Source organism: Luteibacter sp. ME-Dv--P-043b (assembly GCF_030209605.1).
In the GTDB taxonomy this organism is placed as follows: Bacteria; Pseudomonadota; Gammaproteobacteria; order Xanthomonadales; family Rhodanobacteraceae; genus Luteibacter.
On the sequence record NZ_JARVRT010000016.1, the window covers coordinates 45,699 to 72,616 of the forward strand.

Here is a 26,918-nt window from a genome sequence, read left to right on the forward strand (position 1 = left end):
ACGCGCGCTCATGGGGGGTCTGAAGAAGCCCGCGGGGTGGCGGGAAAACCTTTCCATGATACCGCAACGTATTCACATACGCGGCGGTATGGGGGATTTGCCTCGTGGCAAACGGGACGATCAGTCGTTGACGACCGTCCTCGGCTTGCCCGCGCGGATCTGCGCCTCGACGCAGGCCACCGAGGTCATGTTGACCACCCGGCGCACCGTGGCCTGGGGCGTCAGGATGTGGGCCGGCTTGGCCACGCCCATCAGGATCGGGCCGATGACCACGCCGTCGCACAAGGTGCGCACCATGTTGTAGGCGGTGTTGGCGGCATCCAGGTTCGGGAACACGAACACGTTGGCCTTACCTTCCAGCCGCGAGTTCGGGAAGATCCGTTCGCGCAATTCGGGATTGAGCGCCACGTCGGCCTGCATCTCGCCCTCCACTTCCAGCTTGGGCACCGTCTTGCGGATCAGGCTGAGGGCCTCGCGCATCTTGCGTGAGTTGCGCGTCTCGCGGCTGCCGAAGTTGGAACTGGACAGCAGGGCGATCTTCGGCTGGATGCCGAACAGCTTGAGGCGGATGGATGCCTGCAGCGTGGCCTCGGCGATCTGCTCGGCGCTGGGATCTTCCTGCACGTAGGTGTCGAGGAAGAAGAAAGTGCCCTTCTCCGTCGCCACCGCGGCCATGGCCGAGGCCTCCGAAACGCCCTCGTCCAGCCCGATGATGTCGGCGATGTATTCCAGCTTGCTCTGGTAGGTGCCGACCAGGCCGCAGATCATCGCGTCCGCCTCGCCGCGCTCCACCATCAGCGCCGCGATGACCGTGGGACGCGAACGCACCACCGCCTTGGCCGACGCAGGGGTGACCCCGCGGCGCTCCATGATCGAGTGGTACAAGCGCCAGTAGGCCTCGAAACGCGGGTCCGAATGGATGTTGCACATCTCGAAGTCGACGCCCGGACGCAGGCGCAGGCCGGCACGCGCGATGCGCTTCTCGATGACGTCGGGGCGACCGACCAGGATCGGTTTGGCCAGGCCTTCGTCCACCACGGTCTGCACCGCGCGCAGGGTGGTTTCCTCTTCGCCTTCGGCATACACCACGCGCTTGGGATCGGCCTTGGCACGCTCGAACACCGGCTTCATCAGCAGGCCGGTGCGGAAGACGAAGCTGGTGAGGGTCTCGATGTAGGCGGGGAAATCGGTGATGGGGCGTTCGGCCACGCCGGAATCCATCGCCGCCTGGGCGATCGCCGGCGGCAGCTGGATCAGCAGGCGCGGGTCGAACGGCTGCGGAATGAGGTATTCGGGACCGAAGCTGGGCGGCTTGCCGCCGTATGCCCGCGCGCTGACGTCGGAGGCTTCACGGCGTGCCAGCTCGGCGATCGCCTTGACGCAGGCCACCTTCATCGGTTCGTTGATCACCGAGGCGCCCACGTCCAGCGCGCCGCGGAACAGGTACGGGAAGCACAGCGCGTTGTTGACCTGGTTGGGGTAGTCCGAACGACCCGTCGCCATGATGCAGTCGGGGCGCACGGCCTTGGCGTCTTCGGGCAGGATTTCCGGATTGGGGTTGGCCAGCGCGAAGATGATCGGTCGCGCAGCCATGGTGGCGACCATCTCCGGCTTGAGGATGCCGCCGGCCGACAGGCCCAGGAAGATATCCGCCCCCTCGACGATATCGGCGAGCGTGCGCTTGTCGGTATCGCGCGCATAGCGCTGCTTGTCCGGGTCCAGGTCGGTGCGCCCGGTGTGCAGCACGCCGTCGCGGTCGAAGGCAAAGATGTTTTCCGGCTTCAGGCCGAGGGTGACCAGCATGTCCACGCAGGAAATACCCGCGGCGCCCATGCCGGTGGTGGCCAGCTTCACGTCCTCGATCTTCTTGCCCGTGACCATCAGGGCGTTGATCACCGCCGCGCCCACGATGATCGCCGTGCCGTGCTGGTCGTCGTGGAACACCGGGATCTTCATCCGCTCGCGCAGCTTGCGCTCGACGATGAAGCACTCCGGTGCCTTGATGTCTTCCAGGTTGATGCCGCCGAAGGTGGGCTCGAGGCTGGCGATGATGTCGACCAGTTTTTCCGGGTCCGTCTCGTCGATCTCGATGTCGAACACGTCGATGCCGGCGAACTTCTGGAACAGCACGCCCTTGCCTTCCATCACCGGCTTGCTGGCCAGCGCGCCGATGTTGCCCAGGCCCAGCACCGCGGTGCCGTTGGTGATCACCGCGACCAGGTTGGACCGTGCGGTGAGTTCCGCGGCGGCGGAGGGATGCGCGACGATTTCGTCGCACGCGGCGGCCACACCCGGGGAATAGGCCAGCGAGAGATCGCGCTGGGTCAGCAGCGATGTCGTGGGCGTGACCTTGATCTTGCCCGGGCGCGGAAGCCGGTGGTATTCGAGAGCGGCTTGCCTCAGTTCCTCGGAGATGGCCATGGCGTCCTGTGGGGGCTTTGGGGAGAGGGGGCCGGCGCGAACGGTGCCGCGCGCCGGCAGCACACGATGGTAGCACCGCGACTGCGACGATCCTGCCTCGGGGTGTGTTGCATTGCGACATCCAGTGATATGAAAAACCTACGGTTACTTCTCTGTAAGGCCGACAGACCCACCGCCCCGACCGACCTACGGTGACCGGCCCACGCCATCACACGGACTGTCATGAAACGTCTGGTCGTCGCCGCCATGCATGCCTGCATCGTCCTTCCCGCGCTCGCCATCGCATCGCCGCCACCGCTGGACGAAGCAGCGTTGCGACGGCGTCTGCTCGCCCTGCCCACACAGGGCCCGCGCGAGACGGTCGTGGAACTTCCCGTCGAGGACGGCCCTGCCTGGCCGTTCCGGATACGTGACTCCGGCACGCTGCCGCTTGCGTTGCTCAAGCGCTATCCGGGGCTGCGCAGCTTCCGTGGCGCCGACGACAAGGGCCGTACGCTTCGCCTCGATCTTTCGCCTTCCGGGGTGCGGGCCAGCGTGCGCGACGGCGGAACCATGTGGACGTTCCGACCCGGGCAGCCGGTGCGACGCGAGCGAACGGGGTACACCGGCCCGGAGGCGCATGTCGGGACCATGCCGGGCTCGGCGACCGGCACGCCCGCGGACCCGGCCATGAGCGGCGCGCCGGTCACGGCCACCCTGGCCCACGGCGCCGGTGCGATTCGTCACGATTTCCGCCTGGCGGTGGCCGCCAGCAGCCGCTATGTCGCCAGCACGGGCGGCACGGTGGCCAGCGCGCTCGCGGAGATCGCCCATGCGGTCAACCAGGCGAACGAGGTATTCGAGACGGACGTCGGCGTGCACTTCACCCTGGTCGACCGCAATGACCGGATCATCCGGCCCGATCCGGAACGCGACCCGTTCGAAACCCATGACCCCGGCATGGCCGCGGTCATGCTGATCGACCGGGACGTCGGTGCCGGGCGCTACGACATCGGCCACGCCGTCCTGACCTACACGGGCGGCGAAAGCCACGTCGGCACCTCGTGCAGCGACGCGCGCGACGCCGATTTCTTCGCCACGCACAAGGCCGCGGCCTGGAGCGGCCACCCGGCGCCCGCCACGGAATCCTTCGCCACCGGCTATCTCATCCACGTTTTAGGCCGCCAGCTCGGCGCGTGGCCCACCGCCAACGGCTGCCGTCACGATACTTTGGACGATCGGGCCATGGAGCCCGGCGATGGCAGCACGGCCATGGGCTATGCGCCCGCCGGTTGCGGCGGTGAGGGGCAGTGGTTGCAGACCCGCTCGGACCGCTACTTCCACGCCGCCAGCATCGAGCAGATGCAGGCATGGCTGGCCTCGCGGGGCGGTCGTTGCGCCACCCGACGACTGCGCGACGTCGCGGCACCCTGGATCGATCCCGAATCGCTGGCGGACCGGGCCGTGATACCGGCCCGCACGCCCTTCGTGCTCGACGCGCGCGTGGAGGCCAGCACACCCGATCGCCGCCTCACCTACGCCTGGGAGCAGATGGACCCCGGCACCGGGCAACGCGGCCCCTTGCACGATATGGGCGATGGCCCGCTGTTCCGCTCGTTCCCCCCGGTGGCCGTCAGCTGGCGGGTCTTCCCGCGCATGGCTGCCGTGCTCGGTCACGCGGTCGCCGAACCCGGCGAAACCCTGCCGACCACATCACGCCAGCTCGCCTTCCGCCTCACCGTGCGCGACAACGGCGGCGACAGTGCCACGGTCGCATCGGCCGACACGCGCCTTCGTGTCGTGGACACCGGGCGGGCCTTCGCGGTCGTGGCACCGACGGCAGGCAGCACGGCCCCGGCGGGAGGCCGCTTGCGGGTAGCGTGGGACGTCGCGGGAACCGACACCGCACCCATCTCGTGCCATTTCGTGGCCATCGACCTGTCGCTGGATGGCGGGCTGTCGTGGCTGGCGCCCGCCCTGGCGGTCGACGAGCGCAACGATGGCGAAGCGGAGGTCACCCTTCCCGCACACCGGGAGACCACGGAGGCGGCCAGGCTGCGCGTGCGCTGCGACTGGCGGCCCTTCTTCGCCGTGTCGCCGGGCGATTTCCGCATCCGTTGAACAGGCAGGCCCATGCTGCACGACCAGGGCACCGCGGGCTGCATTCAGAGGCCGAGCGAGATTTCCTCGGCTTCGACGCCCGCCATGTGGATGTGGTTGACGAACAAAGAAAAAGCCAGCTTTCCGGCCAGCCCGTGCACGTGCTGCATCCAGGGTGGCAGGTAGCGAGGTGCGGCGATGTCGCCGGAGGCGAAGTGGGCCTCCAGGCTCATCACGTCATGCAGCGCCAGCTTGCCCGCGAACAGGTTGCGCAGCAGGTCGAGGCGACGCTGGCGCAGCGCCCAACGGAAGAACGTATGCACCGCCAGCAACCCGGTCAGGTACACGTTGTCCTTGGCGAAGGCCGAACCACCGCCCAGCGGCACGCCACGGAACACGCGCTGCGCGGAGTGGAAACTGTCGGCGACGTTCTGCCCGCACGCCCGGAAATAACGGAACACCTCGACGAAGTCGGCACCGTTCAGCGCCATGTCGATCGCCAGGATGCGCAGGCTGATCCGCTTGAGCCGGGAGATGTCGATAGCGCCCGACATCAGCTCGGCGAACACCGCCAGGCCTTCCTGCGTGGCCGTCACACGGGGCGAGGTACGTGCCAGCGACGCCAGCACGGGCTGCTCCCGGCCATTGAGCGCCGTAAGCGAATGCACGAAGGCTTCATGGGCCAGCAGCTGGTGGCGGTCGTATTCGGTGAAGCGGACCCCGCCACGCAGGCGGATACGGGTTGCACCGGCCGCCGCCTTGGCCGTCAACTCAGGATCGACCTCCACGGAGATGACCCCGGGCGAGAAGAAGGCATCCAGCTGCGCGGCCATGTCGCAGCGAAGCTCGTCGGCGGGGATGCTGCCGGAGGCATCCTCGGTTTCCAGGTCGGCACCCAGTTCGTCGGCCAGGTCCACGAAATAGCGCGCCGCATCCAGGTTGCTGCGGTTGCTGCCGGGGATCGCGTCGCCGGGGCGGCCGTACAAGGCCACGGATGCGCGGGTGACGCCATCCGTACCGGCCGATTCGAGCATCTGCGCGGCGATCCGCCAGGATTCGGCCGTGCGCCGCAGGTAATCGGCGATCGGATGATCCTCGGCGGCTTCCGCCTCGATCGCTTCCAGTTCCGCCCGCGTCTCGTTCAACTGCGGCGGGTGGTAGCGAATGTCGGGAATCGAGAGGCGACCAGCGCCGAACTCCGCGATCAGGCGTTCTTCGATCGACGCCGACCACGACACCGTGGGAAGGATACGGATCGCCCGGACGGCGCCGAGGAGGCGCTGGTCGAGCGCCGCATAGCGCCGCATCTCGGCAGAGAGGTGACGTGGGTCGACATGGGCGTGCATAGACGAAGAGTCTAGCGCGACGAAATGTATTTCTCGCGGCGGATGTGCTGCACCGCCAGGCCGTGGTCCTTCAGGGTGGCGAAGGCGGCGTCCACCATGTTGGGGTTGCCGCACAGGTAGGCGATGTCGTCTCCGGCGCTGGGCTCCAGCTCGGCCAGCATGTCCTGGACATAACCCAGGCGGTCGTTCGGGCGCGGGTTGGGCCGGGCGCCACGGGACAGGCACGGATGGAATGTGAACCCCTCGTGCGCCCGCGCGAAGGCCTCGAACTCCTCGCCGTAGAGCAATTCGCCCTCGTTGCGGGCGCCGTAGAGCAGCACGAAACGGCAGCCGCGCGAGGCGATCAGGGCCTCGATCTGGGGCAGCATGGCGCGGTACGGGGTAACGCCGGTGCCGGTGGCGATGAGGATGTAACGCGCGTTGGTGTCGCCCTCCATCAGGCAGAACCGGCCATACGGGCCGCTGGCGTCCACGGTCTGGCCGTGTTCCAGCCCGCCCAGCAGCTTGGTGGCGGCCCCTCCCTCGACATAGCTCACCGCGATCTCGATGCGCCCGGCGGGGCTATCGCCGTCGCCCACGGTGGCGACGGAATAGCTGCGCTTGGTCGGCTTGCCGTCGTCGTAATGGAAGTGGACCTGCAGGAACTGGCCAGGGACGAAAGCCAGCGGCTGGCCGTCCGTCCGCTCGAAGGACAGGTGCCGCACCGCGGGGGCGAGCATGAAGCTGTCGGTCAGACGAAGCTGGAAGGGGTCGGCCATGGAAACTCCCTGTTGACGCCAGGCGACAAAGGGGCCCGGCAAAGCCCGCTATAATAAGCGGCTTGTCATCCCGGCGCAGCCCATGACCACTCCCGCTCTACACGTCCACGACCTCCGCAAGACCTACGCCAACGGTGTGGAAGCCCTCAAGGGCATCTCGCTCACGGTGCAGCCGGGGGATTTCTTCGCCCTGCTGGGGCCGAACGGCGCCGGCAAGTCCACGCTGATCGGCATCCTGTCCTCGCTGGTGAACTCCACCTCGGGCGACGCCGAGGTCTTCGGGGTATCCATCCACAGGCACCGCAGCGATGCGATGCGCCTGATCGGCCTGGTGCCCCAGGAAATCAACTTCAACCAGTTCGAGAAACCGTTCGACATCTGCGTGAACCAGGCCGGCTTCTACGGCATTGGCCGCGCGGAAGCCGCGGTCCGTGCCGAGAAGTACCTGAAGGAACTGCGCCTGTGGGACAAGGCGCACGAGCAGGCACGCACCCTGTCGGGCGGCATGAAGCGCCGGCTGATGATCGCCCGCGCGATGATGAACGAGCCGAAGCTGCTGATCCTGGACGAGCCCACCGCCGGTGTGGACATCGAGATCCGCCGGTCCATGTGGCAGTTCGTCTCGGCCATCAACGAAGCCGGCACCACCGTGATCCTCACCACGCACTACCTGGAGGAAGCGGAGCAGCTGTGCCGCAACATCGCGATCATCGACCGGGGCCGCATCGTGCAGAACACCTCGATGAAGAGCCTGCTGGCCACCCTCGACGTGGAGACCTTCATGCTCGACGTGGCCAGCATGCCCACCTCCCTGCCCACGCCGCAGGGCGTGGTGCTCCGCGCGCTGGACGCCCACACCATCGAAGCCGAAATGTCCCGCTCCCACGACCTCAATTCGCTGTTCGCCACGCTGTCCGCCCACGGCATCACCGTGACGTCGCTGCGCAACAAGTCCAACCGGTTGGAGGAACTCTTCGTCCGCCTGGTGGAGCACGGCCGGGAGAACGCGGCATGAGCGCCGCCCACAACCTCGTCGCGCTGGGCACCCTGGTGCGTCGCGAGATCATGCGCATCGCGCGCATCTGGACGCAGACGCTGATCCCCCCGGCCATCACGATGACGCTGTACTTCGTCATCTTCGGCAAGCTGATCGGCAGCCGCATCGGTGAAATGCATGGCTTTACCTACATGCAGTACATCGTGCCCGGCCTGGTGATGATGAGCATCATCACCAACAGCTACGGCAACATCTCGTCATCGTTCTTCGGCGCCAAGTTCGGCCGCTACGTGGAAGAAATGCTGGTGTCGCCGATGCCCAACTGGGTGATCCTGCTCGGCTACGTCATCGGCGCGGTGGTGCGCGGCGTCACGGTGGGCGCGCTGGTGCTGGTCATCGCATTGTTCTTCACCGACCTGCACGTGTCGCACCCGCTGATCACCTTCCTCTCGGTGGTGCTGGGCGCCACGGTGTTCTCGCTGGCCGGTTTCGTCAACGCCGTGTTCGCCAAGAAGTTCGACGACATCGCGCTGGTACCGACCTTCATCCTCACGCCGCTGACTTACCTGGGCGGCGTGTTCTACTCGGTCGACCTGCTGTCCGAGCCCTGGCGCTCCCTCTCGATGGTCAACCCGATCCTGTACATGGTGAACGCGTTCCGGTTCGGCGTACTGGGCGTCAGCGACGTGCCGGTAGGCACGGCGTTCGTGGTCATGGGCGTTTTCGTGGCCGGACTCTCGGCCGTCGCGCTGCGCCTGCTCGGCCGCGGCGTGGGCATGCGTTCGTAATCCATGCGCGTCAACAAGTACATCAGTGAGTCCGGACGCTGCTCGCGTCGCGAGGCCGACGAGCTGCTGGTCGCCGGCCGCGTCACCATCAACGATACGGTCGTGGGCATGGGGGCCAAGGCGCTCGACGGCGACGTGGTCAAGGTGGATGGCGAGGTGGTGGTCGCACGCACGCTGATCGCCAGCCCCGCGAAAAGCCGCGGCGTCTACATCGCGCTGAACAAGCCAGTGGGCATCACCTGCACCACCGACCAGACCGTCGACGGCAACATCGTGGATTTCGTCGACCACCCGCAGCGCATCTTTCCCATCGGCCGCCTCGACAAGGATTCCGAGGGCCTGATCCTGATGACGAGCAACGGCGACATCGTCAACGAGATCCTGCGTGCGGAAAACCACCACGAGAAGGAATACCTGGTGGCGGTGAACAAGGCGGTGACCGACGAGTTCCTCCGCGGCATGGCGCGGGGCGTGCGGATCCACGGACAGATGACCCAGCCATGCAAGGTGCGCAAGATTGCGAAATTCGGTTTCGCCATCGTGCTTACCCAGGGCCTCAACCGGCAGATCCGCCTCATGGCGGCCGAGTTCGGCTACCGCGTCACCCAGTTGCGTCGCGTGCGTATCGTCAACGTCAAACTCGGCCACCTGAAGTCCGGACAGTGGCGCAACCTGACCGAACAGGAACTGGCCGGCCTGCTGCCGCAGCGAACGCAGTGGTGAGAAACGCGTGCCGGCCGCGACATCAGGCGCAGGCTGACACTTCGGCACGGTGACGGCCGACATGTAACGGGCGACCCTTGAAGGACAATGCGTACGCCGCTGGAAACGGTGCTACGCCCCATCAAGGATTCCCCGACATGAAGTCATCTCTCGGGGCAGCGCTCGTCGCCGCCCTGCTCAGCGCGTCGGCCATGGCCGCGCCTCTCCCACGCGTGGACGCCTACGGCGCCTTCCTGCGTGAACAGATACGCCAGGTAGGCCCCGCGCAGGCGCTCGATACCGACACCGCTCAGTTCGTCGCCCGTTTCCTCGATACACCGAGCTCTCCCTACAGCGCGCTCGTCGAGCAGCCCGAGTTCACCAATACGGTCTGGTGGAACGATTACGTCGACACGCTACGGCCCCTCGGCATCGACGGCGCCGACGCGGCATTGGCCACGCTGCAATGGCAGGGCGGCTTCACCAAGGCCCGACCCGGGCACGAGGTGACGGTGAGTGACGCAGCGGTGCGCGCGTACCGCGGGCGCGAGGCCGCCGCCAACGCGATCAAGGCGGGCATCGATCCCGACATCTTCTGGCAGGCAAGGGACATGAGCGGCACGGCGATCACGGCCGCCGCCGGCTATGCACTGGCCCTGCAACTGCTGCGCGAGGCGATGGCCACACACGCTCCCGCCGACTACGGTCGTGCCGCCATCCGGCCGGACGTGCTGACGCGCTACCTGGGCCAGACCCATCCGGATCGCATCCCGGAAGCCGACCTACGCTATCTGTCGGACCTTTTGCGCGGTGCCATCCAGCGTCGCGATGCAGCAGTCACGGGAACACCGGGGCAACGACTGCCCGCGGCCTACCGCCTCGCGCGCGTCACCGCCGCCTATGCCGACAGCAAGGGGTATTACAGCAGCCGCGCCTTCTGCGCAAACGATGCCCCCGCACCTGGGCAACCGCTCGGAGCGGACGCTTTAGAGGCCGACCGTCCCTTGTGCTTCATCGCCGCCACCGACCGCGGCGTGCACGCCTGGTTCCGCCGTCAGTTGCGCATCGACGCGTTGAGACTGCGTATCCACGAGAACACCCATCACGGGTTCGCCCACCTCGCCCACCTTCTGGGCACGGTCCTGATCCTCATGGACTTCGTCTCGTTCGTCGAGATCGCCGACGCGCTCGTCGCCGATCGCCTCGCTGTCGAAGGCAGCATCGACGACGACACCGCCGCGCTCGCCAGCGAGCGTGCCGACCGACTCATGTGCAGGATATCCCGATGACCCCCACGCTGCGGCGCCCCGGCGCCCTCCTGTCTGCCCTTTTGCTCGCCGCGATGCCCTGGCTGGCATGCGCCGGCGTCATCGATATCGAGAAGGGCGAAGGCTCCTTCGTCGTCGACCTTCTCGATGCGGAGGGGCGCCTGCACGTCGACGCCATGCAGGCCATGTTGATCCTTGAGCGCCCGACCATGGCCAATCAAGGCACGCGGACGTTCTTCAAGGCCATCAGCGGACGGATGCACGGCGCCACGCTCGCCCGTATCGACTACAGCTACGAGACGAACGGCATGACCCATGTGCGGACGTACCACGCGCGAAGCGGGCGCTCCATGGCGCTGATCGCCGATATTATCTCTGCCAAGCACGGCCGGGGCGCCTCGTCGGCGACCGAATCCGGCGACACCGACACGCCATCGGTCGATAGCGGCGTCACCGACGACGTGACGCGCGATGCCGGCGAGGCCATCTTCTATCCCCCCGACACCCCGACCAACGTGCGTGTCGCCGCCCTGCCCGACGACGCGAGCCCTATCGAATCGGTGGACATCGGCGACGGCAAATCGCATGCCACCGACGCCGAAGTGAAGATCGCCCGTCGTCTCGACGCGGACATTCAGCAGGGCGTGGTTCCCCGCAACGGCAAGGTCACCGGCTACGTGAGCAAGACGGTCTGCGAATCCTGCAGGAACGCACTCGACGAACTGGCCATGCGCCACGATATCGACGGCACGGTCTACCAACTGATCGAGCCCGACCCAGCCAGCGGCCGAGCCCGCGAGCCGCTTACTGACAAAAGCACGCTACTCGAACGCAGCCAGCAATCATCGCGTGATCTCAAGTCCCTACGCAGCGCCTATGCCAACAGCACCCTGGCCAAGGACGTGTATCGAAAACCCGCCACGAGCTGGACGGATGTCCGCACGATCGAACGTGCCGAGGCGTCGACTGCCCTGCCCGAGTTGTCCGACCCCTGCGAATGAAGGAGAGCCCCATGCGGATGCATTGTTTCATCGCTGTACTGGCCATCCTGCCGGGCGCGGTCGCCGCAAGCCAGGTCGCCGGGACGGATGTCCTGGCGCAGTGGCAGCACCACCGGATCGAACGGCTGGGCGGTGGCCAGGCGTCGCTGTCGCGGCAGGATATCGTCGCGCAGTTGCTGGTCCAGCCGTCGTCGGCCTATAGCGCGACCGTCGACCAACCGGCGTTCACCAACGAGATCGACTGGCCGGCCACCCTGGCAAGCACGGGGCTGGACGGCGGTGCGGCACTGGCTGCCCTGCGCCGGGACCTGGGCGTGACGCGCGCCCGTCCGCGCCTGGATGTCACGCCGGCGCCGGGCTTTCGCGACGATTTCATCGCCGCCAGCGCGACCAAGGCGGGGGTGGACGCGGACATCTTCTGGCACATGCTGGACCTCACGGGCTATCGCCATTCGACCAAAGCCGCCATCTATGCGGTGGGGCTACAGATCCTGCGCGCGCAGATGACCACCACGCCGCACGAACAATGGACACCCGGCGGGATCGATCCAGCCGTCTTCACCCGCGTGATGCGGGCGCAGCATGGCAACCAGCTGACCGCCTACGACCTCGACTACCTGTCCACCCTCGTGCAGTACCGGCTGATCCATCGCCGGGTCAGCGAGGCGGTCGGTCAGGGACGGCGCAGCCTGCCTGCCGCCTACCGGGTTGCCCGGGTCGCCGCGGCGTATCGCGATGCGAAGGGTTACGTGGGGGCGCCGCCGTGCACGCGCGATGCCGCGCCCCATGTCCCCGTCGCCGGAACGGGTGACGATGACGACGAGCGTCCGCTGTGCTTCGTCGCGGCGACGGATCGTGCCGTGCATGCCTGGTACATCGCGGAATACCAACGCCAGGCCAGGGCCGCACCGCCGCCACACCGCGATACCGGATTGCACCGTCTGGCTGTCGCTGCCGGTCTCGTTCTCGCCCTGGTCGACCTGGCGGGCGCGGTGGAATTCATTGAAGCCTCGGTGGCCGACGACCTTGCCACGGCCGAGGCGATCGGCCCGACCGAGGCGAACGCCGCGTCCGAACCGGCCAACCTGCTTTCCTGCCCGCTCTAGGAGATCGTCCGATGTATCGTTTCCTCGTCCTGTCGCTGGTCGGCGGTGGCATCGCACTGCACGGTGGCGCGGGGCACGCCACGCCCATGGTCACCGTGGACGCGATGGGCATCGACCAGGGCAACGTCACGGCACAGCTCGAGCGCACCAGCCAGTATTTCGTCAATGCGATGCGCCGGCTGCTCACCGAAGACTACGCGGATTCGTACCGCGCGATCCGCTGGGAACACCTCGAGGAAGCCATGACCCAGGCGCGTGTCGCCCGTTTTGAGTACCACTACACCGTGCATGGCACGGAGTACGTCAGGGTGTATCACGCCATGGACGGCAAACCGCTGAGCATCGTCGCCGAGGACGTCTTTTCCGGTCCCACACCACGCGGCTCGCCCACGCCGCCTCGATCGCCGGCCTCGCCGGACGGCTCGATCGACAGCGATGCCGAGACCGCCTCCGGGGTCGGCACGGTGAGCGAACACCGCGACATGGTCGCCGCGGACATCAGCGACGACATCCTCTTCGCGGAGTTCGACTCACTGAATGTACGCGCCCGCGTCTTGCCAGCCACGGGTTCCGTGATCGACGGCTATCCCGTGCCCTCCATGCAGGGCGACCTGGATGCCGAGTTCAAGGCCCTGCGCGCGATCGAGCACGACATCCAGGCCCGGGTGGTGCCGCGTGGCGGCCGCGTGCGCGGTGCCATCGGGGGCGCCACGTGCAGCTCCTGCCGCGACGCCATGCGCGATTTCGCCCGCGCGTACGATGCCGACGTGCAGGTCACGCAGATGTACGGTTCGATCGCGCGGAGCGAGCAGCAAGCGCTGATCGCATCCGGGCGCGCACGGATGCGCGGGCAACTGCTGGTCGACGCGCACGGCGGCGAGCCCTTGCTGGCGCGCGACATCCTTGGCGGGGCGCGGGCGGCGCAGGTGCGGCGCGAACTGAGCGCCGGCTCACTGGGTCGGGCCTTCAAGGGCATGCCGTGGCGGCAGCGCTCGTTCCGGCTGGGATCGCCCCGTCTTCCGCGGGTGTCGGAAGGCTCGGGCACGGATGACCCGGCACACTCCGCTATATCCTCGCCGCCCGACTGCTGACCGGTTGCGGCTCGGGCGCAACGGCCCTGGAGGGACGATGTGCGATCATGGGCGCATGGATACCTTCGCTTCCCTGCCCCTCAAACCCACCCTCCTCGCCGCCGTGGAGGGACTGGGCTACGCATCGATGACACCCATCCAGCGTGACAGCCTCCCGCCGATCCTCGACGGTCGCGACGTCATCGCCCAGGCACGCACGGGTAGCGGCAAGACGGCGGCCTTCGGGCTGGGCCTGCTGGAACACCTGAACCCCGACGAGATCCGCCTGCAGGCCCTCGTGCTTTGTCCTACGCGCGAGCTGGCCGACCAGGTCAGCAAGGCACTGCGCCGGCTGGCGGTCAACATCCCCAACGTGAAGCTGCTGACGCTGTGCGGTGGCATGCCGCTCGGCCCGCAGCTGGCGTCGCTCGAGCACGATCCGCACATCGTGGTGGGCACTCCCGGTCGTGTGCAGGAGCACCTCAAGCGCGGCAGCCTGCACGGCGGCGGCATCCGGATGCTGGTGCTCGACGAGGCCGACCGCATGCTCGACATGGGCTTCGAGGAAGCCATCGACGATATCGTCAAGCGTATTTCGAAGCACCACCAGACACTGCTGTTCTCCGCCACCTACCCCGACGACATCCGCACGATGAGTGGACGCGTGCAGCGCGATCCGGTCACGGTCACGGCGGACGAGCCGCAGGCCGTGCCGACCATCGAGCAACGCGTCGTCGAGGTCGAGCCCGCCCACAAAGCGGACGTGCTGGCGCGCATCCTGACGCACGAGAAACCCGAAGCCGCGCTGGTGTTCTGCAACATGCGCAAGGATACCGAGGGCCTGGCCGCCGAGCTCGATCGTCGCGGCTTTACCGCGCTCGCCCTGCACGGCGATCTGGAACAGCGCGATCGCGATGAAGTGCTGGTGCGCTTCGCCAATCACAGCTGCTCCATCCTGGTGGCCACGGACGTTGCCGCGCGCGGCCTCGACATCGCGGCCCTGCCGCTGGTGGTCAGCTACGACGTCGCGCACGATGTGGATACCCATACGCACCGCATCGGTCGCACCGGCCGCGCGGGTGCCAACGGCATGGCCATCTCGCTGGCCGGCTCGCGCGAGTTGCCCAAGATCAAGGCCATCGAGGAGCGACTGGGTAAAACGTTGCCACGTCATCCCGCGCGGGCGCAGGCGGAAGGCAAGAAGGTCCTCAACCTGGCCCCCATGAAAACGCTGGTCATCGACGGTGGCCGCAGGGACAAGATGCGTCCCGGCGACATCCTGGGCGCACTGACGGGCGATGCCGGGCTCGATGCGAAGGACATCGGCAAGATCGATGTCTTCGCCACGCGGGCTTATGTGGCGATCCGCCGCGATCTCGCCAATCGCGCCCTCGAACGCCTGCGTGCCGGCAAGATCAAGGGGCGCACGTTCCGCGTCCGCCCCCTGGGCTGACTGGCGGGCGACCCTGTCAAAGGTCGTTGATCTCGCCATCCCCCGGCGTATCCAGGCAGGCGACGCTCGCCTCCTGCGCCGGCGTTCCCGCCGCCTGGCCGAGCAGGTTCAGCTGCCCACCGTGTACCGCCACTTCGATCGATGTCATGTGCTGGTGCCGCTGTCGATCGAAGCGTGTATAGGCGGGGCTACCATGGCCCAGGTAGGCCACGTGGACACGGATGCCATGCTGGTCGGATAGCGCCTGCAGGGCGGCCTCGCAGGAGGGGCACGGGGCCTGGCTGGTGTAGCCGTTGAGGCGGCCGCCGGCCGCCACCCTGCCCTCGCGGATGTCACGCTCGATCCACCGGGCCACCTTGAGCTCGGCATCGCGTTTGCGCGCATCGTCGTAGCGATCACCCTGCACGGGGGACGCGGTGACCTGGCTGCCCCGCGGAGGCGCGTCGGCCCATGCGACGACGGGCGTCCCCCGCGTGAAATAGCTTGCGTAGGCGCGGCGTGGCCGTTCGCCGTCGAGCCCCGTGTCGAGTTCGTTGCGCCCGGAGCGGGCGTGGTAGACGCGTTGGTGCCGCTCGCCGTTGACCTCAAACTCGTAGGTGAAGCTGACGAAGGTCGCGGTCTGCCACTGGCGCGAGAACCGCGCAAACTGTGCGGCATCCGGTCGCCGGCCGTCGAGGGCATCGACATACCACGCCTGCGCCGGCACGACGTGTGCGGCGAACGACGCGAGAAGGCGCGCGCCTACACTGTTTCTCGGATCGTCGTGGATGACGCGTTTGACGACGGGCGCCGCCGCGACGGCACCGATAGGGAGCCACAGGGCTGTGCCTATGGCGACACAGCGGAAGAAGCGGCAGGCGGTCATCGTGTGGTGGTCCGGCAGATAAGGAGGTTGGTGCGCTCGACGAGCCGGTAGAAACCCGTGTCGGCGTCGCGGGGCACGGGGCTGTCGAGGGCCAGCTGCGCTTCGACGACTTCGGCATGGTTCGACCAGTCCAGGGCCTCGTTGGTATAGGCCCCGGCCCAGGCGGGTCGCACGTCGGCGAAGTGATCGATCAGCCGGGCCACCTGGCCGAAGTCGCCATGGAAGGGTTCCGGTGGCTGGGCCAGCTGATGTCGCCGCATGGACCGGTACCAACGGTAGACGGCACGATCGGTGGCATCGGAGAAGCAGATCGGGCGCGCGAGGTCTTCCGGCAGAGAGCCCGCCGTATCCTTCCGCGAGCCATCACTGTGGCAGGCGGCATAGCCGGCATTGCTCGCCCGATAGGCTGCGGCGACACGCGCGATGCGCAGCGGTGCCGGCAAGGCGCGCCGGGCGCCGGCAGCCGCGTCGCCGGTGGAACGCGCGGACAGTTCCGCGCGCAGGATATCGGCCAGGTACACCAGGTCGTGATCGCTCACGTCGTCCAGGGAACGCGCGGACATCACCCGGCGCAGGGCGTCCTCATCGACCCCGAAGGCCTCGCGATCGGCCCATGGCGTGGCCTCCACCCAGTCATGCAGGGTCTGCAGCGCGACGGCGAACTCCGCGTTGAGCGTAAAGAGGTCATTCCCGCCAAGGGCGTAGGCTTTCTCGTAATAGATCGGGGCGACGCCTGACTTGTCGAGGTTCGCGGCCACCGCCAGCGTCAGGTTGCCCGGCGTAGGGCCTGGATAATCCGGCAGCGTCTGGTAGCCGGGCAGCGCCTTGTCCAGACCCAGGTCCCAGGCGATGGCACGCGCGGTCCGTTTGCTGTCCGGGAACGCGGTGGCGTCCGCCGACTCAGCCCGGTTGCCCGAGAACAGCCGTGGGTGGAGGTCGCTGTAGATCGACGAGGGATCGGCCAGGTACTCCCGCGTCCACTCGGCATCGGGGTGGAAGGGTGAGACATCGCCCAGGTCGTAGGCATTCATCAGGGCCAGGCTTCGCATGGTCCAGGCGGCATACTCGTTGCCCGGTGGCGGTGGCCGGTGGAAGCGCGCGCCCGTCGGCGTGGCCGCGCTGCCTGGCGATGCGGCGAGGCAGGCAAGCACAACGCAGACCCGCCACCGGGCACCGGGGTTCGGAACGACAGGCATGGGGCGATCTCCGCAGGGGGGAGCGCTATTGAAGCGACCGGCACGGCAGGCCGTCAGCGGGTATACCCGCAGCAGTGCGTAGGCGAATAGCCCAATCTGGCCTGTGTCAGGTTCCGCGTGGCTTCGCGCGGTGCGTCGCCGTGGCCGTCCAGGGATCGTCCGGCCACGGATGACGGGGATAGCGACCCTTCAGTTCTTTCTTCACTTCCGGATAGGTGCGATCCCAGAAGCCCGCCAGGTCCTGGGTGACCTGGATGGGTCGCCCGGCCGGTGAGAGAAGGTGGAGCATGACGGCGATGCGTCCGTCGCCCACGCGGGGCGTGTCCGCCAGGCCGAAGAGTTCCTGGAGCTTTACCGCCAGCACCGGCGGTGCGCCCGGGTCGTCGTCGCGCGCGCCGTACTCGAGGCGGCGGGTCATGCCGCTGGGCACTTTCAGGTCCTCGGGCGCATGCGCGTCCAGCGCACGGCGCTGCTCGTAATCGAGCATGCCAGCGAGTGCCTCGGAAAGATCCGAGACCTGCAGCGCGTCGAGCCGTCGCTTGCCTGTCAGGAAAGGTGCCAGCCACGTATCCAGTGTGTCCAGCAGGGCCGCATCGGCGACATCGGGCAAGCCGACGGCCGGATGCCACACGCGCAGGGCACCGATCCGCGCGCGCAGGCGCCTCGCCGTATCGCTCCAGGGCAAGGCCGCGATGCCCCGCGACCGGATGGCGGCCAACAACGCGGGAACAGCGTCGTCGCCACGCAGGGGCAACGGCTTGCGTGAGATCGGCAGGGCGTCGAAACGACGCTCTTCGAAGGCCTCGGCGATCTGTCGCTCGTCGTCCCAAAGCAGCACGCGCTCCGTGACGAAGCGATCGGCATGGTCGCGCTCGAGTAAGGCGGCATCGAAAGGCGCCGCAGCGTAGATCAGGCTGTCGCGCGCTTCCAGGCGCAGGTCCAGGACGACGATCCACGGCTCGCCGTGCAGCGCGCTGTTCTCGTGCAGCCGCGCGCCGCGCCCGTTTGCCAGGAGGTAGCGCGACGCATGGCCGTCGTCACGCCGCGCCACCCGGTCGGGAAACGCATGCACGAGCAAGTCGCCCACGGCATGGCTGTCCGGCATGCCGCTGGCGGCCGTGCGGACGTCGAGACGCCGCCGCCATCCCGCGGCGGCTTTTTCGATCGCCGCCAGCGCACCGATGTCCGCGGAGGCGGCACGCGCACCACGCGCACCCGCGTCGCGCCAAAGGTGCAACGCCGCCACCCGCTGACGAAAATCGTCGCTGCGGCCCTGCTCGCCGCGCAGGGGCGAACGCGCATCCACCAGCGCCAGCAGGTCGGCCACCAGCGCCCTGTGCCCGGCCGGCGCGCGACAGGCGGCCGCGCCCAGCCGGGGGGTGGCCCCCAGCGCCAGCATCTCGCGGCCAAGTCGGCTGAGTGCCGAGGTGGTGTCCAGGGCGCCTAGCCGCTGTAACAGGTCGCGTGCCTGGCCCATCGCGCCAGCCGGCGGCGCGTCCAGCCAGGGCAGGTCGTCGCTGCCCCAGCCAGCCAGTTCGAGCGCCAGCCCGGACAGTTCGGTGTGTTGGATCTCCGCCGTGCGCGATGCTTCTAGGCGGCGGCTCTGCGGCCAGAGCCGGTAGGCCGTCCCAGGGGCCACACGCCCGGCACGACCCGCACGCTGATCGGCGGATGCCTGCGAGATGTGCACGGTCTCCAGACGCGCGAAGCCCGACGTGGGGTCGAAACGCGGCTCGCGTGCCAGGCCTGCGTCCACCACCGCGCGAATACCCGGCAGCGTGACGCTGGACTCGGCCACGTTGGTGGCAAGGATGACCCGCCGTGTGCCGGCATCTGCAGGCGTCAGGGCCAGTTGCTGCTCGGCCAGTGAAAGCTCGCCATGCAGGGCGACCACCTCGAGGGTCTCATCGCGGCGCTCGACCAGGCCACGCGCGCGCTCGATCTCGCGACGGCCGGGCAGGAACGCAAGCACATCGCCTTCGTTTTCCGCGAGTGCCTGCGCCACCACGCGCGCAAGGTGCTGTTCGAGACCCTCCTGCATGCGGGCCGGGGCATACTCGACCCTTACCGGGAAACTGCGCCCCGGGCTGCTCACCCGAGGCGCATCCAGCCATTGCGCCATGCGCTCGCCGTCCAGGGTGGCGGACATCACCAGCAGGCGCAGGTCCGGTCGCAGGCTGGCCTGGACATCCAGCGCCAGCGCTGCGCCGAGGTCACCCGCAAGGTGGCGCTCGTGGAACTCGTCGAACAGGATCGCGCCGACGCCGTCCAGCCCCGGATCGTCCTGGATCATCCGGCCCAGGATGCCTTCGGTGACCACTTCGATGCGCGTACGCGGCCCGACACGCGATTCGAACCGGATGCGGTAGCCGACCGTGCCGCCGACGTCCTCGCCGAGTTGCGCGGCCATGAACGATGCCGCGGCGCGCGCGGCGATGCGGCGTGGCTCCAGCATCAGGATGCGTTGGTCGCCCAACCACGGCGCATCCAGCAGCGCCAGCGGCACCTGGGTGGTCTTGCCGGCGCCCGGCGGCGCCTCGAGCACGAGACGCGTGTGCGTCATCAGCGAAGCGACGATCCGGGGCAGCAGCGGCGTGATCGGAAACGATGGAGTCATGCGCTCGACATGGTACGCAAGGCGGCGCCGCGTTGCGCGCTTTATCAGCCCTCTTCCGGAGGTTCGTCCGTGAGCGTATCGCGGGCGACACGCTCCAGCGGCCGCAGTGAGCGGAACGATCGGCGGTAGTCGTCCAGCACCCGTTTGGCCTCCACGCCGTTGGCGATCACCCGCGGCGTAATCAGTACGACGAGTTCCGTACGCATACCGCCGTTGTCCTGGTTGCGGAACAACGCGCCCAGCAACGGTACGCGCGACAGGCCTGGCACCCCACTGCGGTTTTCCGTGTCCAGTTCGCGGATGAGCCCGCCGAGCAGCACCGTCTGGCCGCTCTGCACCGCCACCTGGGTGGTCAGCTTGCGCTTCATGATCGGCAGGTTGGTGGCGTTGGTGTCGCTACCGGCCCGGCTGACTTCCTGGACCACGTCGAGGTAAACCAGGCCACCCGGATTCACGCGCGGGCGCACGTCGAGGATGACGCCGGTATCCTTGTATTCCACCTGCCCCACCGGATTGCCGCTGCCGACGTTCGTGTTCACGTAGGTCTGCGTCACCGGAATCTGGTCACCGACCTGGATGCGCGCCTTGTGGTTGTTCACCACCACCAGCGAGGGTGCCGAGAGGATCTTGGTATGTCCGTTGTGTTCCATCGCGCGCAACGCCACCTGCAACTCGCTGTTGACGAACGAGTAGAACAAGGTGTCCGGCCGACCGGTGGGCACGGCCCCGATGCCGCCGCCCAGTGCCCACTGCTGCTTGTTGCCGGGTTGTGCCACTCCGCCGTTGCCACCCGCGAGGCCTTCGAGGTACCACTGCACGCCAAAGCGAAAGGCGTCGCGCAGCTGCACTTCGAGGATGCGTGTTTCGATCTGCACCTGCAGGGGCACCGCGTCCAGGCGCTCGATCGCCTTGCGCACCTCCGACCACTCCGAGGGGCGCGCGCGAATCATCAGCTGGTTGTTCGCGTCGATGGCGGTGACCCGTATGGTGCCGGCACCCGTGCCGCGGCCCGATCCGGATAACGAGGGCGTGGCGGACTGGAAGAAGGTGGGATCCTCGGCCGTGTCACGGTCGCCAAAGCCGGCGCCGATGCCACCGGCGTCCGTGGTTCCCACAGTGCCGCCCAAGGTGTCCGCCTCCAGCCCCGGCACCACCCGACCGCCCTGGTCGCCACCGACCGATGCATCGAACACGCTGCCGATGTAGCGCGCCACATCGGTGGCCGGCAGGTTACGCAGGTCGTAGACGAAGAGGCGGGGTTCGTTGCCACCCCCGCCGTCGATGCGCGCGATCCATTCGCCCACCTGACTGACATGCGATTCCTGTGTACCGATGACCACGATGCTGCCGGTACGCTCGACGGGCAGGAAGCGGACGAGGCCGGCGACCGGGCCACCGCTGTCCTTCCCGAATACCGACTCCAGGGCAGGCAGTAACTCACCGACGGTGGCATGCTTCAGGCTGAACACCCCGACCGACATGCCGGCCACCCAATCGACATCGAACGTGTCGATGGTGGCCTGGTAATTCGCGAGTTCATCGGGCGTGCCGGCAAGCACGAGCACCGGCCTCGCGGGATCCGCGAGCAGCACGGCCTCGGGGAGCACGAACGGTGCCAGCAGCCTGGCCATTTCCGGCGCCGCCACGTGGCGAAGGGTGAAGAGGCGTGCGGACATGCCCGCGGCCGGTGCGCCGGCCTTCAGGCGGGGCACGAGGTGGCCGGCGACGGCCTGCGTCGAAGGCAGCACGTTGTAGCGGCCCTGCTCGTGGACCAGCGCATTGCCCGTCCAGGACAGCAAGGTCTCCAGGATGGGCAGGGCCTGCTCGCGCGTCACGGGCTGCGCCGTGGAGAACGACACGGTGCCGCGCACGCCAGGCAATACCGCGTAGTTGGCCTTCAGCAGGTCGCCCAGGATGGCCTTGACCACGGCCTCCACGGGCTGGTCTTCGAAGTTGAAGGTCACCGCGTCGGTTCCGCTGGCCATGGGGGATGGCACCGTCCGCGCCTGCGGCCTGATGAAGTGTCCGTTGCCGGGCTGGATCGACGGCGCGGCGGCATCGGTGACATCGGCCTCGGGCGGCTCGTTCAGCGGCAAGGGCGCGGGTACGGGCCGTTCGGTGCCGGCCAGCGCTTCGTATTCCAGCGCGTGCGAGGCGAGCCGGGACGAATGCGAGGCGCAGCCGACCATCAGCAGGGCCGACAGGGCGGCCATGCCGAGTGTGCATGGTTTCATGTGTTGCTCCTCCTTCCTTGGGGGCGCGGGACGCGCCCGCTATTGCGAGTCCTGCGCCTGCGGGTGTTGTTGCTGCTGTTCCATTCGGCGCTTCTGCACCGCCTGCTTGAGTGCGTCGATACGGGCACGCTGCAGGGCTTCGTCGTCCTGACGCGGCGGAGCCTGTCGTGCACCGGCATCGGCCGGACGCGGCAGTGCCGGGCCCGTCATGCCCGATGCCTGCGGTTGTTCGATACGCATGGCGCCCGGGGGCAGCGACGGCGAGGGCGTGGGCTGACCAGGCTGCGCGGGTTGACCTGGCGGCACGCCGGGACGCTTCCCGTCCTTGGCCAGGGCTTCCGGCGCGCTGACCTTCAACGTCAGCTCGCGGCGTTCGCCGCCATTGTCGAACACGGCACTGCGCGGCGTGAGCGAGGCGAGCGTCCAGTGGCCCTCGGCGAGGGGCGAGCCCTCCTTCACGCGCACGGTGACGTCCTTGCCCTTGTCACGCAGCAAGGCCATGCGCAGGCCAGGCGTCATGATGATGCCCGTGAGTTCGAGATCGCCGATGTTGCTGGCGCTGTCATCGTCGCCCGCCGCCGCGACCGGCTTGCGGTCGGCCATGAACAAGGGCCGTTGCCAGACCTCGACAAAGCGCGCGAGCGGCACCGGCGTCGGCATGGCGACCGGACGGGCGGCAGGCAGTGCCTGCGGATCGCCCGGTGGGTCCCAGCGGACGCCCCGCCCCACGCCCAGTGCGAAGACACACAAGGTGGCGGCAAGCACCAGGGCTACGCCCGCCAGCAAGGGCGTCAGCCGCCGCTGTCCGGCCGCGTTCATGTGGCCGCCTTCGCCGCGCTGGCGGCATGGATGTAACCGGAGACGGTGAACTGGACTTCCATCGGCGCGGCGCCGCCGGCACGCGCCGCGACCGGGTTGCGATAGATGCTGAAATCTTCAATGAACAGGTATGGCGTGGCGTTCTCGATGTCGTGGATGACGGCCGTCATCGGTTGCATCTGGCAACGCAGGCTGATGTTCACCGTGACCTTGCGGTAGGGGTCGCCGGTTTTTTCCTGGCTGGGCACCGGCATCTTCTGCACCACGTCGCAGGCGCCGTCTTCCTTGTGCGCGGCGGCGACATCGACGATGCGTTGCATGAGGCCCGCCGCCGCGGCGTTGGTATCGTCGCCCGGCAGGAAGGCATCGCTGCGGGTCTGCCCCTGTTCGAGCGAAGCCAGCCGTTTTTCCAGCTGCGGGCGTTCGGCGATAGCGGCGGCGTAGCGCCGCTGCGTGTCGCGCAGATCGTCCATTTCGTCGGCGATGGCCGCTTGCGGGGCCACGAACCACCAGTGGATGAAGATGAAGTAGGCAAGGACGAGCACGACCAGCGCGAGCAGGATGGCGGCGATGCGCGATTCGGCGGGCTTAAGGCGCATTGGGGGCCTCCCTGGCGGTGGACGCGGCGGCGGCGCCGCGCGCGCCACCCTGCGTGGATGTACCCGTGGTGCCGGCGCGGGCGGGACCCGCGGATGCGGCGGGGGCCGCCGCCTTGGGGATGATCGCCTTGGCCTGCATGTAGAAGCGCTCCTTGCCCGAGGTGGGGTCGGACTGGATCGTGCCCTGGAAGCTGGGGTCGCCAATGGTGCGCGCACCCTTCAACGCATCGATAAGGCGCGCCGCCTGGGGGCTTTGTCCCTGGAAACCGAGCTGGCCCGTGGTGTTGAGGGTGAAGCGCTCCAGCCAGGTGTCGTCGGGGAGCCGGCGGGTGAGTTCGTCGAGAACGGGCAGGACGGCCGGCGTTTCGGTTTTTCGACGGGCGAGGAAACCGGACGCACCGGCGCTGTCGGTGAGCTTCTGGCGAAGGGCCTTCACCCGCTGGGCATCGCCCTGCATGGCTTCGACTTCGGCGCGCATCGTCTCCAGCGCGAGGGTGCGGTTGTGCAGCCACATCGCCATGGTGGCGATCGCCAGCAGCACGATGGCCGCGAGCAGCATGAGGTTGAGGCGTCGGCGTCGGTCGACACGGCGCGGCGCCCGTGCGGGCGGCAGCAGATCCACCCCGGCGAGGTCGTGGCCCTCGGCGACATCGACACGGTCCGGCATGACACCCAGACCGGCGAGTTCGTCGAGCAGCGGATCGAGCGCGATGCGCGGCGTGGCCGCCAGTTCGGCGATGAAACGGCCCTCGGTGCCGGCAGCGCCGATCTCGCGTACGCCGTAGTGGATATCCTCTGCGCGAAACGGGGTTTGCCGGTCCAGGTCGAACCCGACCACCTGACGCAGGTTGTCGCGCGCCGCGAGCGGCAGTACCAGCCGACGGCGCATCACCTGGGCCGCGGGCAGCACCAGGGCCACGCGCCGGTCGGCGGGATCGGCCTCGGCGAGCGCCCCGGCCAGCACGGCGGCGCGGTGCTCCGGTGTGTCGGCATCGGCGGCCTCGGCCACGGGCAGGGACTCGCCCGCGCGGCGCATCTGCCAGCCGGTGTCGTGACGCTCCACCGCGTACCAACGCTCGCCACCGGCGAAGGCTTCGCGCCAGCGGACGGGCATGAGGGCGGCCAGTTCGCCGCCCCACCAGCGCAACAGCCCGGGCAACGCACTGCCCCGCCAGGCGCGGCGGAAGCGCTCGAGCTGCAACTGGGAGGCGTCCTGCAAAGCGCTCATTCCTCGTCTCCTTCGCGCCAACGCAATACCGCGTAGGGCTGGTTTCCGGATCTTATCCCACGCAGTCGGATCGTCGCTGTAAGGGAACTCCGAGTCCCGTCGTCAAGGATCGCCTGCGCACGTATCGTGTGCGTGACACCGTTGCCTCCTGCCGCCACGGCACCCGTGGCTTGCCCGCGCGCGGCAAGGACCGCGGCGGCACCGGCGGTGCCCATGCCTGGAATCGCGGCAAGGGCCAGCGGCGGCGCGTGCTCGGTGTTCGGCCGTTCGCGGCCCGACCAGATCGTCAGCACGGGAGCCACCTGGGTCCACAGGGCCGCATCCATGCCGAGCACCATGCGCCCCTCTTCCACCGTGGCGAAGGGTCCGTTGCGTGGGCCGTAATCGAGACCCGCCGCCTGGTACTGCGGCAGCTTGGCGCCGTTGGGCAAGGCTTCGTCGCCTGCCCGCCGCCAGTCCTGGATGGCCGCGGAGAGCCGGCTCGCCTTGTCGTCGGGCGCGCCCGCCGCCTTGAACAGACCGGTCAGCACGTCGTCGGAGGCGGCGTTGAGATCGACCTTGCCGTCCTCGTCGATGATGGTGAGGGTGACCTTGGCATCGTCGAACGTGAACAGGTACGGCCGGCCGTCCGCTACCCAGCGCGAATCGATGTCGGGCGATTGAAGCGCCTGGATGGCACGTACCAGGCCCGCCTCGGCCGCGTAGTGCGCACGTGTCTGGGCGAACTGATAGCGGGCCTGAAGTCCCTCGGTGCGGGCCAGTGCCGCGAAGCCACCCAGCATGATGGCCAGCAGCGTGCAGCCCCATAGCACGATCAGCAGGGCGACGCCGCGTTGCCTGCGCCGCATCACCGGAGCACCGGCCCGCGCCCGCCGCGCGTCAGTGAGAACCCATTGCGCGACGCCGTGGGATCGAGCCGGATGGGCGCGACCAGGGTCGGAAAAACCACGTTGCTGCCCACATCGAGCGACAGCCTGACCAACATGGGCGTGCGCCGGCCGTCGTCCCAGGTGTCCTGCCAGTCGCCCGGCTGGTTCTTGTCGTCCATGCCGCGATAGGCGAAGGCGCCGCGCCGGATGCCGCGCAGCAATACCTCGGGCTCGCCCAGCGGCTTGGGATCGCCCCCGTTGGGCGGCAGCATGGCCAGGGCCACTTCCAGCCGGTAGCCCTGGTTGCCGTCGCGCACCAGCGACACCGTTTGCAGTTGCGGCCCCAGGCGCGACAGGTAGCCGGGCATCGGCGCCACGAAGCGGAGCGTGCTGGCATCACCGGAGAACACGATGGGATCGCCGTCGTCGGTTTCGCCGAACGGCACGATCAGCGCCTGGGCGATCTCGCTGCGCAGGTAGCCCTGGGCCGAGCGGATCTCGTCCATCCGCTGGATGGCCTGGCCACCGCTGCGCACGATGCGCGACGCGGTGCTGATCCCGGAATACACGCCCAACAGCACGATGGTCAGCAGCGCGAGCGCGGCCAGCACCTCCATCAGGCTGAAACCCTGCTGTCGCCTCATGGCGAAGCGTCCTGGTTGGGGTTGCCCATGCGCAGCGTGGCGAAGCGCGCGTGTCGCTCGCTGCCCTCCGGCCCCCACATCACGTCCAGGTCGAGTCGATACAGCAAGGCCGCCGGGCTGACACCGTCCGCGGCGGGACGATCGCCGGGTGACTGGTAACGACTGACGTTCATGCGCCAGCGGTAGACATCGTCGATCCGCCCTTCGCTGCTGCCCTCGCGCAGGGGCTCCATGACGAAGGCGCCGTCGAGCAGGCTGCGTGCCCGCAACGCCGCCTGCGTGCGCTCGTTCGCGCGCGCGGTCAGGCTCATGGAACTGCCTGCCACCTGCATCAACGCGGAAAAGGCGATGGCCAGCACGGCGATGGCGGCAATGACTTCGAGCAGGCTGAAACCACCCTGGCGGCCCATGCGTGTCATCGGCTGTCCACCACCTGGATGGCGCCGGTAAGCCAGGCCACGTTGACGTGCCACTGGCGATCGCCACGCGTGAGCGTGATACGGCCACCCGTGGAACTGCCGTCGGGAAAGAATCGGATGCGTCCGGTGGTGGCGTTGGCCTGGTCTTCGCGTGCGCTGGTGATCGCCACGCGCATGTCCCTGGGCAGGTGCACCACGGGCTTGCCCGGGGCGTGATAGGTGGCCGCGGAGGTATCGACCTCGAGCGCCAGGCTTTCGCCTTTCACGATGGACTGCGCGCGCGTCCAGCGTAGCGCGGCCGCGAGTTCACCGCTGGCCGCATTCACCCGTGCGCTGGCCAGGCCTTGCGTGACGGGAATCGAGACGGCCGCCGCCGCGATCCCGATCAACAGGATGACCGCCAGCATCTCGAAAAGCGTGAATCCGCGCGCGCGCATGG

General features: G+C 68.2%; 23 protein-coding genes. 9 read left to right on the forward strand and 14 right to left on the reverse strand.

Annotation, left to right across the window (positions count from 1 at the left end; genetic code table 11):
• Positions 1-120 precede the first annotated feature (120 nt).
• On the reverse strand, positions 121-2,421 hold the full coding sequence (locus QRN34_RS09885) for an NADP-dependent malic enzyme (protein ID WP_285404118.1): 2,301 nt from the start codon (positions 2,419-2,421) through the stop codon (positions 121-123).
• Between the two features lie 222 nt (positions 2,422-2,643).
• Between QRN34_RS09885 and QRN34_RS09890 the strand changes: the two genes are divergently transcribed.
• Positions 2,644-4,521: a reprolysin-like metallopeptidase gene (locus QRN34_RS09890; protein WP_285404119.1), complete on the forward strand. Its 1,878-nt coding sequence runs from the start codon at positions 2,644-2,646 to the stop codon at positions 4,519-4,521.
• 44 nt (positions 4,522-4,565) lie between these two features.
• Here QRN34_RS09890 and QRN34_RS09895 read toward each other — a convergent pair whose 3' ends face one another.
• Together QRN34_RS09895 and QRN34_RS09900 are read right to left on the reverse strand one after the other, a co-directional pair.
• On the reverse strand, positions 4,566-5,846 hold the full coding sequence (locus tag QRN34_RS09895) for a flavohemoglobin expression-modulating QEGLA motif protein (protein WP_051938486.1): 1,281 nt from the start codon (positions 5,844-5,846) through the stop codon (positions 4,566-4,568).
• 11 nt (positions 5,847-5,857) lie between these two features.
• Positions 5,858-6,604, reverse strand: a complete 747-nt coding sequence (locus QRN34_RS09900) for an FAD-binding oxidoreductase (RefSeq protein WP_285404120.1) — start codon at positions 6,602-6,604, stop codon at positions 5,858-5,860.
• A gap of 82 nt (positions 6,605-6,686) precedes the next feature.
• Here QRN34_RS09900 and QRN34_RS09905 point away from each other — a divergent pair, with 82 nt between their 5' ends.
• The 8 genes from QRN34_RS09905 (at position 6,687) to dbpA (ending at position 14,989) form a co-directional block, all read left to right on the forward strand.
• Positions 6,687-7,619, forward strand: a complete 933-nt coding sequence (locus QRN34_RS09905) for an ABC transporter ATP-binding protein (RefSeq protein ID WP_036138085.1) — start codon at positions 6,687-6,689, stop codon at positions 7,617-7,619.
• Complete coding sequence (locus QRN34_RS09910) at positions 7,616-8,389, forward strand: ABC transporter permease (protein WP_036138087.1); 774 nt, start codon at positions 7,616-7,618, stop codon at positions 8,387-8,389. The genes QRN34_RS09905 and QRN34_RS09910 overlap by 4 nt, the downstream gene beginning before the upstream one ends.
• A gap of 3 nt (positions 8,390-8,392) precedes the next feature.
• Entirely contained in the window at positions 8,393-9,112 is a 720-nt protein-coding gene (locus QRN34_RS09915) for a pseudouridine synthase (protein ID WP_285404121.1), read from the forward strand.
• 137 nt (positions 9,113-9,249) lie between these two features.
• A complete protein-coding gene (locus QRN34_RS09920; protein ID WP_285404122.1) occupies positions 9,250-10,380 on the forward strand; it encodes a hypothetical protein in 1,131 nt (376 codons plus the stop codon).
• Positions 10,377-11,360, forward strand: coding sequence for a hypothetical protein (locus QRN34_RS09925; protein WP_285404123.1), 984 nt, complete (start codon positions 10,377-10,379; stop codon positions 11,358-11,360). The genes QRN34_RS09920 and QRN34_RS09925 overlap by 4 nt, the downstream gene beginning before the upstream one ends.
• 11 nt (positions 11,361-11,371) lie before the next feature.
• Positions 11,372-12,466 (forward strand): hypothetical protein, encoded by a 1,095-nt coding sequence (locus tag QRN34_RS09930; RefSeq protein ID WP_285404124.1) that lies wholly within the window; start codon positions 11,372-11,374, stop codon positions 12,464-12,466.
• Positions 12,467-12,477: 11 nt separating this feature from the next.
• A complete protein-coding gene (locus QRN34_RS09935; protein WP_285404125.1) occupies positions 12,478-13,557 on the forward strand; it encodes a hypothetical protein in 1,080 nt (359 codons plus the stop codon).
• Positions 13,558-13,612: 55 nt separating this feature from the next.
• Positions 13,613-14,989: an ATP-dependent RNA helicase DbpA gene (gene dbpA, locus QRN34_RS09940; protein ID WP_285404126.1), complete on the forward strand. Its 1,377-nt coding sequence runs from the start codon at positions 13,613-13,615 to the stop codon at positions 14,987-14,989.
• 16 nt (positions 14,990-15,005) lie between these two features.
• Here dbpA and QRN34_RS09945 read toward each other — a convergent pair whose 3' ends face one another.
• From QRN34_RS09945 to QRN34_RS09995, 11 genes are all read right to left on the reverse strand, one after another.
• Positions 15,006-15,854 (reverse strand): hypothetical protein, encoded by an 849-nt coding sequence (locus QRN34_RS09945; RefSeq protein WP_285404128.1) that lies wholly within the window; start codon positions 15,852-15,854, stop codon positions 15,006-15,008.
• A complete protein-coding gene (locus QRN34_RS09950) occupies positions 15,851-17,050 on the reverse strand; it encodes a hypothetical protein (protein ID WP_285404129.1) in 1,200 nt (399 codons plus the stop codon). The genes QRN34_RS09945 and QRN34_RS09950 overlap by 4 nt, the downstream gene beginning before the upstream one ends.
• Positions 17,051-17,156: 106 nt before the next feature.
• A complete protein-coding gene (gene hrpB / locus QRN34_RS09955) occupies positions 17,157-19,667 on the reverse strand; it encodes an ATP-dependent helicase HrpB (protein ID WP_285404130.1) in 2,511 nt (836 codons plus the stop codon).
• Positions 19,668-19,711: 44 nt separating this feature from the next.
• A complete protein-coding gene (gspD, locus tag QRN34_RS09960; RefSeq protein ID WP_285404131.1) occupies positions 19,712-21,901 on the reverse strand; it encodes a type II secretion system secretin GspD in 2,190 nt (729 codons plus the stop codon).
• Positions 21,902-21,940: 39 nt separating this feature from the next.
• Positions 21,941-22,720 (reverse strand): hypothetical protein, encoded by a 780-nt coding sequence (locus QRN34_RS09965; protein ID WP_051938488.1) that lies wholly within the window; start codon positions 22,718-22,720, stop codon positions 21,941-21,943.
• The gene (gspM, locus tag QRN34_RS09970) at positions 22,717-23,319 is read right to left on the reverse strand and encodes a type II secretion system protein GspM (RefSeq protein WP_036143564.1); all 603 of its coding nucleotides are present in this window, start codon (positions 23,317-23,319) and stop codon (positions 22,717-22,719) included. Before gspM ends, QRN34_RS09965 begins: the two co-directional genes overlap by 4 nt.
• Positions 23,309-24,547 carry a PilN domain-containing protein gene (locus QRN34_RS09975; protein WP_285404132.1) on the reverse strand — a complete coding sequence of 413 codons (1,239 nt, stop codon included), beginning with the start codon at positions 24,545-24,547 and terminating at the stop codon, positions 23,309-23,311. Before QRN34_RS09975 ends, gspM begins: the two co-directional genes overlap by 11 nt.
• A complete protein-coding gene (locus QRN34_RS09980; RefSeq protein WP_285404133.1) occupies positions 24,544-25,395 on the reverse strand; it encodes a type II secretion system protein GspK in 852 nt (283 codons plus the stop codon). Before QRN34_RS09980 ends, QRN34_RS09975 begins: the two co-directional genes overlap by 4 nt.
• Positions 25,395-26,060 carry a prepilin-type N-terminal cleavage/methylation domain-containing protein gene (locus QRN34_RS09985; RefSeq protein WP_036138108.1) on the reverse strand — a complete coding sequence of 222 codons (666 nt, stop codon included), beginning with the start codon at positions 26,058-26,060 and terminating at the stop codon, positions 25,395-25,397. The genes QRN34_RS09980 and QRN34_RS09985 overlap by 1 nt, the downstream gene beginning before the upstream one ends.
• Complete coding sequence (locus tag QRN34_RS09990; RefSeq protein ID WP_285404134.1) at positions 26,057-26,479, reverse strand: prepilin-type N-terminal cleavage/methylation domain-containing protein; 423 nt, start codon at positions 26,477-26,479, stop codon at positions 26,057-26,059. Before QRN34_RS09990 ends, QRN34_RS09985 begins: the two co-directional genes overlap by 4 nt.
• On the reverse strand, positions 26,476-26,916 hold the full coding sequence (locus tag QRN34_RS09995) for a GspH/FimT family pseudopilin (RefSeq protein ID WP_285404135.1): 441 nt from the start codon (positions 26,914-26,916) through the stop codon (positions 26,476-26,478). The genes QRN34_RS09990 and QRN34_RS09995 overlap by 4 nt, the downstream gene beginning before the upstream one ends.
• Positions 26,917-26,918 lie beyond the last annotated feature (2 nt).

Bases quoted from the DNA above. Each gene is read 5' to 3' on its own strand.
- QRN34_RS09915 (WP_285404121.1), top strand. From the start codon at position 8,393: ATGCGCGTCAACAAGTACATCAGTGAGTCCGGACGCTGCTCGCGTCGC.
- QRN34_RS09895 (WP_051938486.1), bottom strand. From the start codon at position 5,846: ATGCACGCCCATGTCGACCCACGTCACCTCTCTGCCGAGATGCGGCGC.
- QRN34_RS09995 (WP_285404135.1), bottom strand. From the start codon at position 26,916: ATGCGCGCGCGCGGATTCACGCTTTTCGAGATGCTGGCGGTCATCCTG.
- QRN34_RS09930 (WP_285404124.1), top strand. From the start codon at position 11,372: ATGCGGATGCATTGTTTCATCGCTGTACTGGCCATCCTGCCGGGCGCG.
- QRN34_RS09885 (WP_285404118.1), bottom strand. From the start codon at position 2,421: ATGGCCATCTCCGAGGAACTGAGGCAAGCCGCTCTCGAATACCACCGG.
- gspD (WP_285404131.1), bottom strand. From the start codon at position 21,901: ATGAAACCATGCACACTCGGCATGGCCGCCCTGTCGGCCCTGCTGATG.
- QRN34_RS09935 (WP_285404125.1), top strand. From the start codon at position 12,478: ATGTATCGTTTCCTCGTCCTGTCGCTGGTCGGCGGTGGCATCGCACTG.
- QRN34_RS09950 (WP_285404129.1), bottom strand. From the start codon at position 17,050: ATGCCTGTCGTTCCGAACCCCGGTGCCCGGTGGCGGGTCTGCGTTGTG.
- QRN34_RS09890 (WP_285404119.1), top strand. From the start codon at position 2,644: ATGAAACGTCTGGTCGTCGCCGCCATGCATGCCTGCATCGTCCTTCCC.
- QRN34_RS09990 (WP_285404134.1), bottom strand. From the start codon at position 26,479: ATGACACGCATGGGCCGCCAGGGTGGTTTCAGCCTGCTCGAAGTCATT.
- QRN34_RS09945 (WP_285404128.1), bottom strand. From the start codon at position 15,854: ATGACCGCCTGCCGCTTCTTCCGCTGTGTCGCCATAGGCACAGCCCTG.
- gspM (WP_036143564.1), bottom strand. From the start codon at position 23,319: ATGCGCCTTAAGCCCGCCGAATCGCGCATCGCCGCCATCCTGCTCGCG.
- dbpA (WP_285404126.1), top strand. From the start codon at position 13,613: ATGGATACCTTCGCTTCCCTGCCCCTCAAACCCACCCTCCTCGCCGCC.
- QRN34_RS09975 (WP_285404132.1), bottom strand. From the start codon at position 24,547: ATGAGCGCTTTGCAGGACGCCTCCCAGTTGCAGCTCGAGCGCTTCCGC.
- QRN34_RS09980 (WP_285404133.1), bottom strand. From the start codon at position 25,395: ATGCGGCGCAGGCAACGCGGCGTCGCCCTGCTGATCGTGCTATGGGGC.
- QRN34_RS09900 (WP_285404120.1), bottom strand. From the start codon at position 6,604: ATGGCCGACCCCTTCCAGCTTCGTCTGACCGACAGCTTCATGCTCGCC.
- hrpB (WP_285404130.1), bottom strand. From the start codon at position 19,667: ATGACTCCATCGTTTCCGATCACGCCGCTGCTGCCCCGGATCGTCGCT.
- QRN34_RS09910 (WP_036138087.1), top strand. From the start codon at position 7,616: ATGAGCGCCGCCCACAACCTCGTCGCGCTGGGCACCCTGGTGCGTCGC.
- QRN34_RS09925 (WP_285404123.1), top strand. From the start codon at position 10,377: ATGACCCCCACGCTGCGGCGCCCCGGCGCCCTCCTGTCTGCCCTTTTG.
- QRN34_RS09965 (WP_051938488.1), bottom strand. From the start codon at position 22,720: ATGAACGCGGCCGGACAGCGGCGGCTGACGCCCTTGCTGGCGGGCGTA.
- QRN34_RS09985 (WP_036138108.1), bottom strand. From the start codon at position 26,060: ATGAGGCGACAGCAGGGTTTCAGCCTGATGGAGGTGCTGGCCGCGCTC.
- QRN34_RS09905 (WP_036138085.1), top strand. From the start codon at position 6,687: ATGACCACTCCCGCTCTACACGTCCACGACCTCCGCAAGACCTACGCC.
- QRN34_RS09920 (WP_285404122.1), top strand. From the start codon at position 9,250: ATGAAGTCATCTCTCGGGGCAGCGCTCGTCGCCGCCCTGCTCAGCGCG.